Genomic DNA, 17,197 nt, shown 5'->3' with positions numbered 1-17,197 from the left:
TACATAAAAAGCTTCCAAAAATACAAGATGTAGGGATGACTATTTGCGTCATCCTGTAGTGCGATCGCCTACGGCGAGCGCGGAGCGCCAGCGCTAACTTTAATTTCAAAAACGGAATTTGCTTTGATAGCAGAAAATATGAGAGAAAGGGCGTGAAATATCGAATTTTTTATAGCAAGAACAATGCTTACCTACGCCCAAAAGCTAGTATACAATCTCAAAGAGTTAATGCCGACGCAATACCAAAAAGATAATCTTGATGCAATGCTGGGATGATTTTTGGAAGCGCAAGGGCATCCCTTACCTGAACACTCTCAAACCAAATCTCCGAGTGCATTGAGTCGGTTTTTAAATATCAATCCTTGGTCAACAAGGGATATGATTCGTATTGTTCGTAACCATGTATTAGAGACGAGCTTAAAGGTTTTTTCAGCAGAAGGGAAAGGACGTAAACCATTTTTACAGGTTATCATTGACCTAACGACTCTTGAAAAACGGGGTAAATTTAAAAACTTTGAGGATTTAATAAGAGTTTATAACGGTAAACGTGGTCTGCATATAGTAGTAGTTTATTTAGTTGTCGGAAAGTGGCGCATACCTTGGAACTTCCGTGTTTGGAGAGGTAAGGGTACACCTTCACCCGCTCAACTAGGACTCAGGTTAGTTAAGCGTTTACCTAAATCTTTAACTGAACGCTTTCGGGTGAATATTTTGGTTGATACGGCTTTTGGGAGCGTGGAATTTCTTCATGGTGTACGCAAGTTGAAATATCATGCGGTTACAGGTGTGGCTATTAACCGTAAATTAGTTGATGGAAGAGTTTTAAGACATTTACACAAACAGGGACAACAAGTCCGTTTGGTTGGTTTAAAGTTTCCCGTTACCGTATCTTGGTATTACTTAAAGCGCGATAAGGGCAAGCTTGAAAAACGTTTTGTCTTGTCTACTCGTCCCATTAAAGCTTCTACTCTCAAGTGGTGGGGTAAGCGTCGTTGGCAAATTGAGGGATGGTTTAAAACCGCAAAGCAATGACCCAAAGGGTCACGCTTCGCGAACGTTTTGGTTTGCACCGTTTTGGACAGGGTTCTCTCCTTGGCATGTATCGCTGGCTGATTCTTTCTCTGACTGCCTACCTCATTGCTCATTGGACTTATCTTCATATTCAGTCTGGATCACCACCTGATTGGGGTCAGGCTGCACAAACTGCCTTAGAATCAATTTTTACCCAAATAGTCGTGTCTCTTCTTTTACTTGATATTGAACGCTTAGCTCCCCTCGCACGTAGTTGTGGTTTTGACATTCATATTTCCAGGTGCAAGATGTGAGTCAATAAAATTAATGGGCAACCCAATATTCAATATCACTGGAAGCCTTTGATAAATACATACTAAATGATACCTTTAATGCCATAATAAACACAAGCTAGGCTACCAAGTATGTAGACAAACAAGGTAATAAAAAAGCCAGTTGCCCGACCAATAGAAGGCCCATAAGTTGTAATTAAACCCCATGCATGAGCAACTCTGGCTATTGTGAGAACGCCACCCTCTAACCAAATGAGCCAATTTGGCGCATGCATTAACTCAAGAGCAATGACAAAAAGTAATGCTAGGGGCACATATTCCGCGAAATTCCCATGCGCGCGAACCTTACGCTGTAAAGCACCCTAGTACAGCACGGCGTAAGTTAACCAGGTATTACTGTGGGAGAATGAGTAATTAGATTAAAAGTAGTTTTTGCTGAGAAGCGGAGAATTAGGATGTGGCAGGATTAGCTCCAAAACAATTAAACTTAAGCGATGGCGATCGCTCAGAACTGCAAGAGTTGGTAAACCGACACAATACAGGGCAACAAATAGTACTACGTGCAAAAATAATTCTTCTAGCGTCAGAGGGGAAAAATAATGGCGAAATTGCTCGAACATTAAATATAAGTCTGGATATGGCTCGTTTATGGCGAAACCGATGGTTTAAAACTAGCGATAAAAAGTTGCCTACTTTTGAGAGACTACGAGATTCGGAGCGTATTGGGGCACCAGTAAAATTTAGTATGGAGCAAGTAATCAAACTGTTTGCCCTTGCATGTTCAAAACCCGAAGACTACGGACGACCAATAAGTCATTGGACACCAAGAGAACTAGCAGACGAAATTATAAAGCAAGGGATTATTGAAAGCATATCTGTCCGCCATGTTGGAAGATTACTAGAAGAGGCAGAACTTAAACCCCACCAGAGTAGTTACTGGTTAACCCCCCCCTAAGGACGAAGAATTTGACGTAAAAGTTGAAGATATTACTGGTTTATACATAAGTGCGATTGAACGTTATCAAAACGCAGAGCGTACAATATCAATTGATGAAATGACGGGTATTCAAGCTACAGAGCGTCTAGAAAAAGATTTACCGATGCGACCTGGTAAAGTTGAAAGAAGGGAGTTTGAGTATATTCGTCACGGTACACAGAGTTTAATTGCTAATTTTGATGTCGCTACTGGTAAGATTATCGAGCCTACTTGTGGAGATTCTCGAACAGAAGTTGATTTTGTTCTCAATATTCGTCGAATCATTGAAAGTGAACCCAATGCTAAAAAATGGCATCTAATCATGGATTGTCTGAATACGCATCAGTCTGAATCGCTGGTTCGTTTGGTTGCAGAAAAAGAAGGTTTGAATATCGATCTGGGTATTAAAGGAAAAAGGGGAATACTCAAATCCATGAAATCCCGTGCTGCTTTTTTAAGTGACAAAACACATCGAATTGTTTTCCATTACACCCCTAAACACTCTTCTTGGCTCAACCAGATTGAAATTTGGTTCAGTATTTTGGTTCGTAAGTTACTTCAGCGTGCTAGCTTCAAGAGTCAGGATGACCTAAAAACCCGAATTCTTGAATTTATCGACTACTTTAATAAAACAATGGCTAAACCTTTTCAGTGGACATATAAGGGTAAAGTGTTAGCTGTCTAATACTTGGTTTATTTACGCCGTGCTGTACTAGTCTTCAACTTTATCAGGAATAATTTTTGTCGGTAACTTTTCGACTGTAGCTGCAACAACATTTGGATTTATCAGCGGATCGCGTTGTTTCGCCACATCTTCCTTTGACTCACCATGCCACAGCCTTGTTCTTGTTCGTTCCATCATCACAATGTAGGTGAGCAAAAGAGCAATCAAACCATTAAGCCCGATAAAAAGAGTTGAAATTGGAATCATATTTTCGTTATTTTTAAGTATTTAAAGTCACTTTTTCGTCTAAAGAAAGATACTATAGTATAATTTTCTCATCAAAATGTGACTCAAGTCATACTAAAATCATGACTTTTCTCTCTAGCTTCAATAAATTTGATTAGCTACTTTACAAATAGCTGTTTGTTATTTGTGTTGGTCTGATATCCGTATTTTAAAAATTTTTCAGAAATCATCCAATACGGTCATTTCATAGGATGATGTATGTTTAGCACGATCCATCTTAGGCGATGTTTCAGCTAATGTTACATTAGCTGAAACATCATTTTCCCGATATACACTCTTCTCTTCAAAGGGCATTCTTGATGTTTTCCAAAGCTTTGAACAAAAAATTTGTATATCTGACTACTATATCCATAACTATCGGCACAATTGTTGTTCTTTGTTATACTACAATTTTTTATGCAAGTTCAATGTGTGTCATTTCTAACACTGCATCTATGGATAAAGGAGTAGATACTTCTTTACGGGAAAATACAGGTAACTTTCTAGATGTGGCGATTGAGCAGAGTTTCCATTAAAGATGGGGTTGGTGAGGTTTACAAGTTGAGAGAAATTAAAATACCGACCAAGAATGATCAAGCTTTTGCACCCAATTCAAGATGATTCATTGCTTCAAATAATACTCAGTTGCGTTCTGTTGAACTCAACTCACCCATGCTCCAGAACTTGTAAAAAATCGCTACAAATTCTGTCCTGCAAGTCTAATCAAACACATACTTTTGGGCAACTTTCCAGTAGCGGGAGAAGCGCTTGAGGTCAATATAGCCGTCGTAATCAAAAAACGGTTCTACTTCAAAGACTTCTAGTTCCACAGAACGCTCAATTTCATCACAGATAGCATCAAACCGGGGACTAGGACTGTCTGCTGTCACGACTTTGTTGGCATTATGCTCTTTGGCAAAGGCTAAAACTTCTTTGGCGACATTGCCACGGCGAATAACAACGGGTAATTCTAGCAAGCATTCGTAGATAAAGGTGAGACGTTTCAAACTCAGTTGCCATTCTTCTATCAAAGCATCGTCCCAAACCCAGATGGCGGGTGCTTCGGGATATTCTTCGAGTGCGGGGTTTCGCGGACTTAGACAGTCTCCGTGTATCCAAATAATGGGTTGAGTCATTGGATTTAAAATTTATACGCGGGTTGCATTCATACGTGTTTACCTCACCCTGCCCTATCGGGCATCCCTCTCCTTATTGAAAGACCTCACCCTGCCCTATCGGGCATCCCTCTCCTTATTAAGGAGAGGGAAAGAAAGGAAAGAGAAAGATTTTAGCGTAGCAAAAAGCGAAGGTGAGGTTTTCAGGGAGATGTGTGTGCACGGTAGGGGCAAAGGTGAGGTGTTGAACGCAATTTGGTATTATAGCAAGCGCCAGGTTGGTTAGGACGCTAAGCTCAGAATATGCTCCATCGCTGCCCGCAAGGTAGGGAAGTCCTCTAGTTGCTTGCGGATGGGACTTTTGAGCCAAGACCAGCACGGTTCAATCTTGTTCAAGTCAGGAGAGTAAGGTGGCAAGTACGCGACTACGAACCAGCAGCCTGCACTAATTGCTCAATACGTCCACCCTTGTGAAAAGTGGGGTTGTCGATCACCAGCTTCTGCCCTGGTTTTAATGTTGGAATCAGGCATGTTTCTAACCAGGTTTCAAAAACCTGGCGGTTGCAAGCCCCCTCAATTGTGAATGGGGCAAGCAACTGCTTAGCACACAACGCCGCAATCATATTAACTCGCCCCGTTCTCCGACCCGATTTGAGATCATAGAACCGTTTTCCTTGGGGACTGTAGCCGTAACCATAGTCCTCCGGCTGATTCATGCCAGCTTCGTCGGCATACACAATTAACTCACGCTCAACTGCGGCTAGCTGTTTGAGGAACTTCCGCCGTTTGTCCTCATCCCGTTCACGGTAGCCATAAGTCTTTTTTTTCGCGTGAATCCGATTTTTTTCAACCCTCGTCAGATGGTGCGTTCGCTAATGTCTGGACTTTAGGGACTTCCAAAGAATAAAATATTCCAAAAAAAACAAAAGACAGCATTTTTATCATAATGATAATCATTATGAGGGAGGAGAAAGGGTTGCCGACGGCAACCCTTTCTCCCCCCTCAATTAGTCATGAAGAGTTAACACAAGAGTCCTTTGTGGAAAAGTGAAATAGTGATGATTGAATATGATTTAGAACTTGATAAATGCTTTTGCCAAACTAATTAAATTTTCCCAAAACAGATATCAATAAACCAATTCCCCAAATTAGGATAAAGTTCATGAGTAGAATTGGTTAAGCGTTCGATTTGTTTTTCAATTTGAGACATAGCTTTTTTTGTCAGCTTTACCCCAGTCTCATAGGTTTTATGAATTAGCTTAACCACTGGATTTTTACCTTTCCATTTCATAGTCTTAGCAAAGTTTAAAGCCGTCTCTACTTCATCTAAAATGCTGCCATTCCAATGATTTTCCAATACTGCCCATGTTCTCTCGATGGGGTTATATTTACTATGATATGGAGGATAATACGCTAAACGTATGTTTAGTGAGTACTTGTGGGCAAACTCTACTATAGGTTTCATAAACTGGGTGCGGCGAGAACTATTCTCGCCGCCATTATCTTGATTGAGAACTAGTGTTTCAACCTGAGAAAAACGATGTCTCTCTCCCAACCAAAAGTCCTCTCAAACATCAACTATAAAATCACTTGTGACTTTTGACTCTGTAAAGTATAAGAACAATTCGTCAAACTTTGGCATGAATATACCATAAGGAGTTACGGTAGTTTTCGGTTGAAAATCATGGTCAAAAGTTTCGGTTTTTACTCTGTTTCTACCGCCTAGGTCAAATGTACCAATGTTGACACGAGCCTTGGCATCTAGACTTAAGCGTAAAATACTTGGATCTGAGTCCGCATTTTGATTAACGATTGCTAATTCCTCAAAGATTGCTGAGGTTTGAGGAATTTTTTTTGAGGTAAAACTTTCTTCACTCGTCTGAGGTTGTAACCTAAATCATTTAATTTGACTCGAATCGTTTCTGATGTGGGTAAAAGTTCGTCACTATAACCGTACTTTTCTATTAGCTGCTTTCTCACTTGTGCAGCAGTCAATCGAGTATACAATCTTCTAGTTTTAAAACTCGGGTCAATTTGGCTTTCTTGATCCACTATATTTTTTATATCTTCTAAAAGAGTAATCAGATGTTCCTCTGCTTTCTTGCGTCCTTTACCGGAGTAATTATCAACACAAGTAATGCCAGTTGTTAGTTCTTTAATTCCTTTACGAATTGTGTCTCGATTCCATGCCAACTCTCGTTGTGCTAACCTTTGTCCCCCAAAACCTAATTTCACGACTGTTTGTGCCATAAATTTACGTTTAGCCGCACCATGAAGCTGAAATGCAGTTTCAATCAACAACTTTTTTAGAGAATCAGTTAAGACTATAGACACCGTTTGTCACACTCAAAAACCTAAGTCATTATTCAAATTACTACAAAAGGGGGTGAAGGGGCTGCCGACGGCAGCCACTTCACCTCCCCATAGGTAATGATTATCATTATTGATAATGGCATAATTTATTTTTTGGAAGTCCCTTACCTGAAAATTGCTGTAAAACAATTACGGGAAAATTTATCAAAGCCCCACACACTGCGACAGGTTCAGTCCTTGTCCCAAAAAGTCTACAGCTGGCTGATTAAACCTGCTGAAGCTGCCTTGGCTGACAGTAAAACCTCTACTTTGGTGTTTGTGCCGGATGGTTCCTTGCGGAATATCCCAATGGCGGCTCTCTACGATGGCAAACAGTATCTGATTGAGAAGTATAGCATTGCACTGACCCCTGGTTTGCAACTAATTGATCCCAAACCATTGCGCAAAGGATTAAAGACAATAGCCGCAGGATTGTCTGAACCACGTTCCGGATTTTCTGCACTACATAACGTGAAGCGTGAATTAAACGAAATCTGCTCTCAAGTACCTAGTAGTAATATTCTGTGTAGTTAAATAACCGTGATTGAAGCTGTGTGAGCACTAGTGCTAAATTTCGTGTCTGTTTAGCAAAAGATTGATGAATTTTTGTAAAGAAATAGCGGATTTTGTGTAAAATTTGTACGCTTGAACAGAAAATTAGGCAGAGGTGACTTTCACGACCAGTAGATGTGACTGATTTGATACTGGTGCAGCGTAACCGTTGAAGAGCAACTGCTGTTTTCTTGGGGGGTGCAATGTTGGAGATAAGTACTCGTTGGGGCGCTTTGTTAGGGATTGCGATAGGTGGTGTGTTTTCTTTGTTTGGAGATTGTGCAGTAGCTCAAGTTATTCCTGATGGCACTTTGCCTAATAACTCCAGTGTCCAAACAGAGAGAAGCAGCTTCAATATCACTGGAGGAACGCAAGCGGGAAGCAACTTGTTTCACAGCTTTAGGGAGTTTTCTGTCCCTACTAACAGCACGGCTTTGTTTAACAATACCGCAGATATTCAAAATATTATTAGTCGGGTAACGGGTAATTCTATTTCTAATATTGATGGGTTAATTCGTAGCTTAGGTACGGCAAATCTGTTTTTGATTAATCCTAACGGCATTATATTTGGTCAGAATGCTCGGTTAGATATTGGCGGTTCTTTTTTTGCCACATCTGCCAATAGTATGAAATTTGCGGATGGGTTTGAATTTAGTGCTACAGATCCCAAAGCTACACCACTGCTGACTATCAGTGTGCCGACTGGATTGCAATACGCAAATAATGCTAGCAGTGTCGAAGTACGAGAGTCTAGTTTACAGGTAACTCCTGGTAAGACTCTAGCACTTGTTGGTGGTAATGTGAGTATTGATGCTGGGCAGTTGCTAGTTCCGGGAGGACGTGTCGAGTTGGGAGGTGTAGCGGGAAATGGTAACATCGGACTAGCTGCTAATGATGGTCAACTACGCTTAACGTTTCCCCAAGAAGTATCGTTAACTGATGTATTGCTGACAAATGGTGCCCAAGTTAACGTCAGTGCTAGAGGTGACGGTAGCATTGCTGTCAATGCACAGAGATTAAATATTTCAGGATCTGGTACAAGAGTGCAGGCGGGGATAGATTCAGAACTGCTATCCACAGGAAGGCGTGGAAATATTGAATTTAATGCTAAAGAAGTCACAAATATTGATGGCGGCGTGATTTCCAATGTGGTATTGGAGAATGGCGTGGGTAACGCTGGAGACATTAACATTACAACTGGCTCACTGATTGTCTCGAATGGCGGAAAAATTGAAACCAGTACTTTTGGTCAGGGAAATGCTGGAAATTTGAGAATTAACGCCCGTGACACGATTGAATTCACAAATGGAGCTTTTGCTTTTAGCCAAGTTGAACGGGAAGGTGTGGGTGATGGTGGTGAGATCAGCATGGACACAGGTTCCCTTTCTGTTAGTAATGGCTCGCAACTGAGAACCTGGACTACTGGCAAGGGAAATGCTGGTAGTGTGAATATAATAGCCCGCGATGCTGTTTCTTTTCAAAATGGCGGTGCGGTCTTTAGTACTGTAGAACCAAACGCAATCGGGAATGGTAACAATATTCGGATTCAGGCAAAATCACTTTCTGTGGTGAATGGGTCTTTTCTGACAGCAAACACCTTGGGTCAGGGGAATGCAGGTAACGTAACTATTGATGCCAGGGATTCAGTGGTGTTCGAGCGAGGAACCGCTACTAGCAGCGTAGGCGTACCTGAATTTGGTGCAGGTTTTGGAAATGGGGGTGATGTTCGTATTAAGACAGGTTCGCTCCGCTTAAGCAATAATGCTCGATTGCTTGCTAGCAGCAGCAAAGGACGTGGAAATGCAGGCAATGTGAATGTAGAAGCTCGTGATACTGTCTCTTTGTCTGATGAAAGTTTTATATTCAGCCAATTAGAAGGGGGAAGCACGGGTAATGGGGGTAACATCAATATCTCCACAGGCTCCCTGTCGGTTGTGAGTGGCTCGATTCTCAGTAGCGACATCTTTGGAGTTGGGAATGGAGGCAATATCAGCATCAACGCACGGGATAATGTTTCCTTTTTAACAGAAGGAGGAGCCTACAGCCTGGTGAATAGTCAAGCTGTAGGTGATGGGGGCAATATTGACATCAACACTGGCTCTTTAGTTGTTGGTAATGGATCTTTCATGGCAGCAAGTATTCTGGGAAAGGGAAATGCGGGCACTATTACGATTAACGCTACAGATTCTATTTCCTTAGATGGACTGAATCGAAAAGGATTTCCGGGTGGAATTTACAGCGAAGTGGCTAGGGGGGGTGTGGGCAAAGGGGGCAACATTAATATTAATACGCGATCGCTTTCCGTTACTAATGGCGCTCAAATAGTTACCGATATTGATGGCAGAGGTAGTGCAGGTACTGTGAATATTAATGCCACTGATTTTATTTCTTTTGATGGTGTGGGCAAAAATGTTATCCAGGGATCGGGACAATCGAGTGGTGCATACAGTTCAGTGGGATTGCAGGAAGGGGTAGGCAATGGGGGTAATATCAATATCTTTACGCGATCGCTTTCTTTAACAAACGGTGCTGCGGTGATCACCAATACCCTTGGACAGGGAAATGCCGGAAACGTGAAGATTATTGCTACTGATAACATCTTAATTGATGGAGCGAGCAGTAATAGTTTGCCTAGTGCAGTCAAGAGCGTTGTGGAAACTGGATCTGTGGGTGATGGGGGCGAAATAGATATCACATCTAAGTTGCTCCAAGTCACTAACTTTGGTGAAATATCCAGCAGCAGTGAAGGAAATGGAACCGCAGGCAATATGACATTAAACGCTCGCTCCATCCGTTTAAATAATGATGCCTTACTCACCGCCAACACACGCAGCGCTAAAGTTGTCCCGAATAGGGAACAGGCGACAATTAACATTAACTCACAAGATTTGATAATGAGTCGCAATAGCAACATCTTCACTAATGCAACAGGTGAAAACGTCAACGGCGGCAACATCAATATTGACACTGATTTCCTTATTGGTTTTAAAAATAGTGACATCAGCGCCAATTCTGCTAACTTCCGTGGCGGAAATGTGCGAATCAATGCGACTGGTATTTTTGGTACACAATTCCGGAATGCATCTACCCCCAATAGTGATATCACTGCCACAGGGGGAAGTCCTGAGCTAAGTGGTACCGTGCAAATCAACACACCTGAGATTGACCTCAACAGTGGCTTAGTCAACTTACCATCAGTACCAGTTGACACCAAGATAGCCCAAACCTGCACTGAGGGCAACCCTATAGTTAAAAGCCAATTTATCATCACAGGACGTGGCGGCTTGCCCCCTAACCCAGGCGAAGTCCTCAACACTGATGCAGTGCAGGTAGATTTGGTCACTCTCAACCCAGAAGTTGATAAACGCTCTACTACAGTTTCGACAAATCCCACTAGCCGAACACCAGATCGCATAGTAGAAGCTACTGGTTGGCTGATTGATGCTGATGGCAACGTCGTACTGACAGCAAATCCAACCGCCATCACGCCCCACAGTTCCTGGCAGAAGATAGCTGATTGCCGTGCGTTTAATCAACAGCATAAGCATTGATGTAGCAACTTACACTGTATATTTTTAAAGGACGCGGTGCAAATGAGGGCTAGAACATGGTCACAAAAAAATCCAAATTTCGCAGAATTAAACACTTTTTAAGTGTACTGCTGCTATTGGCTATGTTTTTGGGCGCGGGATTATTGTCACCTACTTTCGCCCATATGACGGAGAAAAACTCCATCGTTCAAACCTTACCCAATGCCCAAAATTTGCTTGAACAAGGCAGAAAACTTTATGAAGCTGAACGGTTTGCTGAGGCTTCTGCAATATGGCAACAGGCTATCTCTGCATTCAAAGCTAATGGCGATGAACTCAGACTTGCCATGACACTAGGCAATCTATCATTAGCTTATCAGCAACTTGGACAATGGACTGATGCAGAAAGTGCAATTCGCCTTGCGATAGCTTCGCTTCACGCCCAAAGTCGAAATCTCTTAAAAACCTCATCAAATAGAAATACTTTAGAGCACTCCCAAATCCTAGCCCAAGTTCTAGATATCCAAGGTCGTCTGCAGTTGGCTCTTTCTAAAGCTGAAGATGCCCTAAATACTTGGCGACAATCAGTTGAGATTTATAAAAAAATAGGATATAATAGTGCAATTATTGGTAACCACATTAACCAAGCGCAAGCTTTGCAAGCTTTAGGGTTGTATCGTCAAGCAGAGAAGACGTTAAAAGAAAGTATTAAGACTCTGCAAAGCCAACCCAACTCGCCTCTTAAAGTCATAGGACTGCGTAGTCTCGGTAATGTCCTGCAAGTCACGGGAGATTTAGAAACATCCCGACAGATGTTGCAGCAAAGTTTAGAAGTGGCTGACTCGTTGCTAGATAAGCAAGCAGTAGGTGATATTCTACTGAGTCTAGGCAACACAGCTCGTGCCTTACAGCGTACCCAAGAAGCGATAGATTTTTATCAAAAAGCTGTAAAAACTGCCACCTCACCTACCACGCGCATCCAAGCTCAAGTCAATCAACTAAGACTACTGCTGGAAATCAAGCAATTCAAAACTTTCCCAGCGTTGTCATCCCAAATCCAAACTCAACTTGGCGACTTACCTCCCAGTCGCACAGCAATTTGTGCTCGCATCAATTTTGCTGAGAGTTTAACACGATTCAGACAAGATACCACCGCAGACACTCCCGAATGGTTGGATATTGCTCAACTCCTGTCAACCGCAATTGAGCAAGCGAGAAGCTTGCAAGACAAACGGACAGAATCTTATGCTCTTGGTGTTCTAGCAGGGGTGTACGAACAAACCCAACAGAAGTCTGATGCCCAAAATCTCACCCAGCAAGCCTTGCTGATTGCTCAAGCTATTGATGCTAAAGATATTGTCTATCAATGGCAATGGCAACTGGGACGTTTGCTGAAAGCCAAGGGAGATATGAAAGGGGCTACCGCCGCTTACACAGAAGCAGTTAACAACCTGCAAGACTTACGTAACGATTTAGTTGCTGTCAATCCTGAAGTGAAATTTTCCTTTCGGTATGAAGTTGAACCTGTATATCGAGAGTTAGTAGAATTACTTTTGCAACCTGAGGGAAATTCCCAACCAAGTCAAGAAAATATCAAAAAAGCCAGCGAAACAATAGAACAGGTGCAAGTTGCAGAACTTGACAACTTTTTTCGCAACACCTGTTTAAATGCTCGGATTCAAAGTAAAAAAGAAGACCAAACAACAACAGCAGCAGTTATCTATCCTTTCATTTTGCCAGACCGATTAGAGGTCATCCTCCAGTTACCGCAAAAATCCTTGCAGCACTACACCACTGCTGTAGATGAAAAGGAAGTACAAAGTACTTTAAAACAATTAGGGGAAAATTTATCAAAGCCCCACACACTGCGACAGGTTCAGTCCTTGTCCCAAAAAGTCTACACCTGGCTGATTAAACCTGCTGAAGCTGCCTTGGCTGAGAGTAAAACCTCTACTTTGGTGTTTGTGCCGGATGGTTCCTTGCGGAATATCCCAATGGCGGCTCTCTACGATGGCAAACAGTATCTGATTGAGAAGTATAGCATTGCACTGACCCCTGGTTTGCAACTAATTGATCCCAAACCATTGCGCAAAGGATTAAAGACAATAGCCGCAGGATTGTCTGAACCACGTTCCGGATTTTCTGCACTACATAACGTGAAGCGTGAATTAAACGAAATTCGCTCTCAAGTACCCAGCAGCATACTTCTTGATCAAGAATTTACCAGCAAAGCTTTGCAAAACAAACTTAATTCTCTACCTTTCCCAGTCGTTCATCTTGCAACTCATGGTCAATTTAGCTCACTAGCTGAGGAGACATTTATTGTCGCTTGGGATGAACGCATTTATGTTAAGGACTTGAATAAGTTAGTGCAAACTGTAGAGTTAAACAAACCAGAAGCTATTGAATTACTTATTCTGAGTGCTTGTCAAACAGCTACTGGGGATGAGCGGGCTGGATTAGGAATTGCTGGTGTCGCTTTTCAGGCAGGAGCACGTAGTACCATCGCTTCTCTGTGGAACTTGGATGATGAGTCTACTGCTGTGTTGATGAGTAAATTTTACCAAGAGTTAGCAAACAAGAAACTAACTAAAGCCGAGGTGCTTCGTCGCGCTCAGTTAGCTCTTTTACAGAATCCTAAGTATAGACGTCCTATGTATTGGGCACCTTACGTTCTGTTAGGTAATTGGATGTAATATTCTGTGTAGTTAAATAACCGTGATTGAAGCTGCGTGAGTACTAGTGCTAAATTTCGTGTTTGCATAGCAAAAGATTGATGAATTTTTGTAAAGAAATAGCCGATTTTGTGTAAAATTTGTACGCTTGAACAGAAAATTAGGCAGAGGTGACTTTCACGACCAGTAAATGTGACTGATTTGATACTGGTGCAGCGTAACCGTTGAAGAGCAACTGCTGTTTTCTTGGGGGGTGCAATGTTGGAGATAAGTACTCGTTGGGGCGCTTTGTTAGGGATTGCGATCGCCCAAGGGACACTGGCTTTGCCAATCGCTGGTGTGTTTTCTTTGTTTGGAGATTGTGCAGTAGCTCAAGTTATTCCTGATGGCACTTTACCTAATAACTCCAGTGTCCAAACAGAGGGAAGCAGATTCAATATCACTGGAGGAACGCAAGCGGGAAGCAACTTGTTTCACAGCTTTAGGGAGTTTTCTGTTCCTACTGGCGGTACTGCTTTTTTTAAGAATAGTACGGATATTCAGAATATCATTAGTCGGGTAACGGGTGGGGCGGTATCTAATATTGATGGGTTGATTCGTGCGTTGGGTACAGCTAATCTATTTCTGATTAATCAGTCGGGGATTATTTTTGGTCAGAATGCGCGGTTGGATATTGGCGGTTCGTTTGTGGCGACTACAGCTAGTGCAATTCAATTTGGCAATCAAGGTTTTTTCAGCGCAACGAATCCGAATACTCCTGAGCTGTTGACGATTAATCCTTCTGCGTTTCTATTTAACCAAATTCGTGCCGCATCTATCCAAAATAACTCAATAGCTGACTCCGGCTTCAATCCATCTTCTGAGTTTACAGCAACGGGTTTGCGCGTACCAGATGGCAAGAGTTTGCTGTTGGTAGGTGGTGATATCAATATGGATGGTGGAGGATTATTTGCTTTTGGTGGGCGAGTGGAGTTAGGTGGATTAGCAAATGCGGGAACAATTGGGTTGAATGGAAATGGTAATAATCTGAGTTTGAGTTTTCCCGATAATGTAGAAAGAAGCGATGTTTTTCTGAGCAATGGCGCTCTTGTAAATGTTCGTGCTGGCAATGGTGGAAGTATCGCAGTTAATGCCCGGAATTTAAAGATGACAGCCAAGAGTTCCCTCTTAGCAGGCATAGAGAGTAGACTGGGTTCTAATAATAGTAAGGCGGGAAATATTGAAGTTAATGCTACTGCAGCAATAAACCTTAACAATAAGAGTGAAATTTCTAATCAGGTGCTAGCACAAGCAAATGGACAGGGAGGCAATGTCAATATCAATGCTAGCACATTACAAGTTTCGGGTGGAGCACAAGTGGGTGTTGCGACATTTGGTGTGGGCAAAGGAGGAAATTTGAGGGTTGATGCCCAAGACGTGCAACTGATTGGTACAAGCTCTGATGGTTTTCTCAGTGGCTTGTTTGCTTCAGCAGAGCCAAACTCAACAGGGGATGCGGGAGACTTGACGATGAAAACTAATACCTTGCTAGTGCGAGATGGGGCAGTGGTTAATGGTGGTACATTTGGTTCAGGCAAGGGGGGAAATTTGACGGTCGATGCCTCTGATGTGCAACTGATTGGTGAAAGCGCTGATCGTCAGTTTTCCAGTGGCTTGTTTGCTTCAGCAAACCTAAACTCAACAGGGGATGCGGGAGACTTAACGATGAAAACTAATACCTTGCTAGTGCGAGATGGAGCACAGATGGGTGCTGGTACATTTGGTTCAGGCAAGGGGGGAAATTTGACGGTCGATGCCTCTAATGTGCAATTGATTGGTGAAAGCGCTGATAATCGGGTTTCCAGTAGCTTGTTTGCTTCAGCTGGACCAGACTCAACAGGGAATGCGGGAGATTTGACAATCAAAACTAATACCTTGCTAGTGCGAGATGAAGCACAAGTGACTGCGGGTACATTTGGTTCTGGAAAGGGGGGAAATTTGACGGTCGATGCTTTTGATGTGCAACTGATTGGTAGAAGCGCCGATGGTCAGTTTCGCAGTGGCTTGTTTGCTTCTGCACAGCCAAATTCAACAGGGGATGCGGGAGATTTGACAATCAAAACTAATACCTTGCTAGTGCTAGATGGAGCAGGAGTAAACGTGCAGAGTCTCGGGACAGGAACCGCAGGCAACATGACATTAAATGCTCGCTCTATCCGTTTAGACAAGAACGCCTTACTCACCGCCAACACACGCAGCGCTAAAATTGACCTCAATAGGGAACAGGCGACAATTAACATTAACTCACAATATTTAATAATGAGCCGCAATAGCAACATCAGAACCAACGCAACAGGTGAAAACGTCATCGGCGGCAACATTAATATTGACACTGATTTCCTCATTGGTTTTAAAAATAGTGACATCAGCGCCAACTCTGCTAACTTTCTTGGCGGAAATGTGCGAATCAATGCGACTGGTATCTTTGGTACACAATTTCGGGATGCACCTACTTCCAATAGTGACATCACCGCCACTGGGGGAAGTCCTGAGCTAAGTGGCACCGTGCAAATTAACACACCTAATATTGACCCCAACAGTGGCTTAGTCAACTTGCCATCAGTACCAGTTGACACCAAGGTAGCCCAAACCTGCACTGAGGGCAACCCTATAGTTAAGAGCCAATTTACTATCACCGGACGCGGTGGCTTGCCCCCCAACCCCGGCGAAGTCCTCAACACTGATGCAGTTCAAGTAGACTTAATTACTCTCAATACCAGTAGTGATAACCGCAAGAGTCCAACTGTTCCCAACAAAACAACAACCACCGTACCAAAACCCATTATAGAAGCTACTGGTTGGATAATAAACGAAAAAGGAGAAGTCGTCCTCATAGCAAATTCTCCCACCACTCCCCGTAGTCCTTGGTATAACCAGCCAGATTGCACAGCAAATCAGCACTGAACTTCACTGCTGATTTTCCAACTTACAGCAGTCCACTTTTGGTTCAGTTGTCATATCATTCAAACCAACAGCTTGCAACAACCTCGCCCAAGAACTCTCTTGCGGATTACTGCGACGCAGTTCACTAGCAGCACTCAGCGCCTCATACCAAATACCATTAGCAGCATAAAGGTTTACCCGTTGGCTTGGTGTTGCTTTTTCCAATTGAGTTTTTAAAGCAGCGTTCAGTTGCTCTCGTTTTACATATCCCTCAACATTCGCAATAATTTGATTATCCTTATTACAGTAAATGTTGAAATACCACCGATATCGTTTACCAATCTGCAGAGGTGCTGCTTTTGATGGCAAACTCAGGTTAATTACTCCTGGTGTCCCCATCAAAGAAGTCTTGTAAATAGTCTGATTTTGTGCTTCATCTTCTAGCACAAATTCTCCATAAGCAAAGGACGACGAATAAGGAACATAAAACCAGAAACTAGGATGCTCAGCAACTGTTGCTGCATAAACCAACTCTGATTTTGAATAAACGGGTACTAAAGCTGTGAGACGCTTTTGAGAAACAGAAGCCAGGGGCTTATTCATGTTCTCTCCACAGCCACGGCTACCAGCTTCTGTTCGCTTACCTGGTTCCCCGATATCTGGTGGTGGAGGCGGCGCAGCGAAAATCAATGATTGGTTGAATTGTCCTTTGGGTTTTAATGTTGGGCTTTGTCCAAGAAGGGAGTTAACAGGCTGTGCCCGCACTTGTATACAGCTAAGGAGTGTTAAACTGATGGCGAGGGAAAGTTGGATCTTTTGCAT

At 42.6% G+C, this 17,197-nt stretch carries 11 protein-coding genes and 3 pseudogenes; 8 read left to right on the top strand and 6 right to left on the bottom strand.

The features are described 5' to 3' along the window. Positions 1-279 precede the first annotated feature (279 nt). Both DP114_RS05260 and DP114_RS34285 read left to right on the top strand, forming a co-directional pair. The gene (locus tag DP114_RS05260) at positions 280-1,032 is read left to right on the top strand and encodes a transposase (protein ID WP_216669932.1); all 753 of its coding nucleotides are present in this window, start codon (positions 280-282) and stop codon (positions 1,030-1,032) included. After that, positions 1,029-1,325, top strand: coding sequence for a hypothetical protein (locus tag DP114_RS34285; protein WP_211178817.1), 297 nt, complete (start codon positions 1,029-1,031; stop codon positions 1,323-1,325). The genes DP114_RS05260 and DP114_RS34285 overlap by 4 nt, the downstream gene beginning before the upstream one ends. A gap of 62 nt (positions 1,326-1,387) precedes the next feature. Here the strand turns inward: DP114_RS34285 and DP114_RS05255 are convergent. Continuing rightward, positions 1,388-1,651, bottom strand: a pseudogene (locus DP114_RS05255) (MAPEG family protein); the annotation flags it as partial. A 110-nt stretch (positions 1,652-1,761) separates the two neighbouring features. Between DP114_RS05255 and DP114_RS05250 the strand changes: the two are divergent. Together DP114_RS05250 and DP114_RS05245 are read left to right on the top strand one after the other, a co-directional pair. Further along, positions 1,762-2,259 (top strand): helix-turn-helix domain-containing protein, encoded by a 498-nt coding sequence (locus DP114_RS05250; protein WP_169263472.1) that lies wholly within the window; start codon positions 1,762-1,764, stop codon positions 2,257-2,259. A gap of 31 nt (positions 2,260-2,290) precedes the next feature. Next, positions 2,291-2,965, top strand: coding sequence for a transposase (locus DP114_RS05245; RefSeq protein ID WP_256379389.1), 675 nt, complete (start codon positions 2,291-2,293; stop codon positions 2,963-2,965). 27 nt (positions 2,966-2,992) lie between these two features. Here DP114_RS05245 and DP114_RS05240 read toward each other — a convergent pair whose 3' ends face one another. From DP114_RS05240 to DP114_RS05225, 4 genes and pseudogenes are all read right to left on the bottom strand, one after another. Further along, positions 2,993-3,211: an MAPEG family protein gene (locus tag DP114_RS05240; protein ID WP_211178286.1), complete on the bottom strand. Its 219-nt coding sequence runs from the start codon at positions 3,209-3,211 to the stop codon at positions 2,993-2,995. A 737-nt stretch (positions 3,212-3,948) separates the two neighbouring features. Further along, a complete protein-coding gene (locus DP114_RS05235) occupies positions 3,949-4,365 on the bottom strand; it encodes a hypothetical protein (RefSeq protein WP_171975627.1) in 417 nt (138 codons plus the stop codon). Between the two features lie 261 nt (positions 4,366-4,626). After that, positions 4,627-5,224, bottom strand: a pseudogene (locus DP114_RS05230) (IS630 family transposase); the annotation flags it as partial. Between the two features lie 225 nt (positions 5,225-5,449). Further along, positions 5,450-6,594, bottom strand: a pseudogene (locus DP114_RS05225) (ISAzo13 family transposase). Positions 6,595-6,774: 180 nt separating this feature from the next. Between DP114_RS05225 and DP114_RS05220 the strand changes: the two are divergent. The 4 genes from DP114_RS05220 (at position 6,775) to DP114_RS05205 (ending at position 16,396) form a co-directional block, all read left to right on the top strand. Then, complete coding sequence (locus DP114_RS05220) at positions 6,775-7,230, top strand: CHAT domain-containing protein (protein ID WP_246163063.1); 456 nt, start codon at positions 6,775-6,777, stop codon at positions 7,228-7,230. 221 nt (positions 7,231-7,451) lie between these two features. Then, complete coding sequence (locus DP114_RS05215; protein ID WP_171975626.1) at positions 7,452-10,799, top strand: two-partner secretion domain-containing protein; 3,348 nt, start codon at positions 7,452-7,454, stop codon at positions 10,797-10,799. A 56-nt stretch (positions 10,800-10,855) separates the two neighbouring features. Beyond that, positions 10,856-13,474, top strand: a complete 2,619-nt coding sequence (locus DP114_RS05210) for a CHAT domain-containing protein (protein WP_171975625.1) — start codon at positions 10,856-10,858, stop codon at positions 13,472-13,474. Between the two features lie 237 nt (positions 13,475-13,711). Further along, complete coding sequence (locus tag DP114_RS05205; RefSeq protein WP_171975624.1) at positions 13,712-16,396, top strand: two-partner secretion domain-containing protein; 2,685 nt, start codon at positions 13,712-13,714, stop codon at positions 16,394-16,396. A gap of 3 nt (positions 16,397-16,399) precedes the next feature. Here DP114_RS05205 and DP114_RS05200 read toward each other — a convergent pair whose 3' ends face one another. After that, positions 16,400-17,197 (bottom strand): DUF928 domain-containing protein, encoded by a 798-nt coding sequence (locus DP114_RS05200; protein WP_171975623.1) that lies wholly within the window; start codon positions 17,195-17,197, stop codon positions 16,400-16,402.

It is taken from the genome of Brasilonema sennae CENA114 (genome assembly GCF_006968745.1).
GTDB lineage: Bacteria > Cyanobacteriota > Cyanobacteriia > Cyanobacteriales > Nostocaceae > Brasilonema > Brasilonema sennae.
This window is presented reverse-complemented; position numbering and strand designations above follow the sequence as displayed.

Bases quoted from the DNA above. Each gene is read 5' to 3' on its own strand.
- DP114_RS34285 (WP_211178817.1), top strand. From the start codon at position 1,029: ATGACCCAAAGGGTCACGCTTCGCGAACGTTTTGGTTTGCACCGTTTT.
- DP114_RS05205 (WP_171975624.1), top strand. From the start codon at position 13,712: ATGTTGGAGATAAGTACTCGTTGGGGCGCTTTGTTAGGGATTGCGATC.
- DP114_RS05215 (WP_171975626.1), top strand. From the start codon at position 7,452: ATGTTGGAGATAAGTACTCGTTGGGGCGCTTTGTTAGGGATTGCGATA.
- DP114_RS05220 (WP_246163063.1), top strand. From the start codon at position 6,775: ATGATTATCATTATTGATAATGGCATAATTTATTTTTTGGAAGTCCCT.
- DP114_RS05200 (WP_171975623.1), bottom strand. From the start codon at position 17,197: ATGCAAAAGATCCAACTTTCCCTCGCCATCAGTTTAACACTCCTTAGC.
- DP114_RS05210 (WP_171975625.1), top strand. From the start codon at position 10,856: ATGGTCACAAAAAAATCCAAATTTCGCAGAATTAAACACTTTTTAAGT.
- DP114_RS05240 (WP_211178286.1), bottom strand. From the start codon at position 3,211: ATGATTCCAATTTCAACTCTTTTTATCGGGCTTAATGGTTTGATTGCT.
- DP114_RS05235 (WP_171975627.1), bottom strand. From the start codon at position 4,365: ATGACTCAACCCATTATTTGGATACACGGAGACTGTCTAAGTCCGCGA.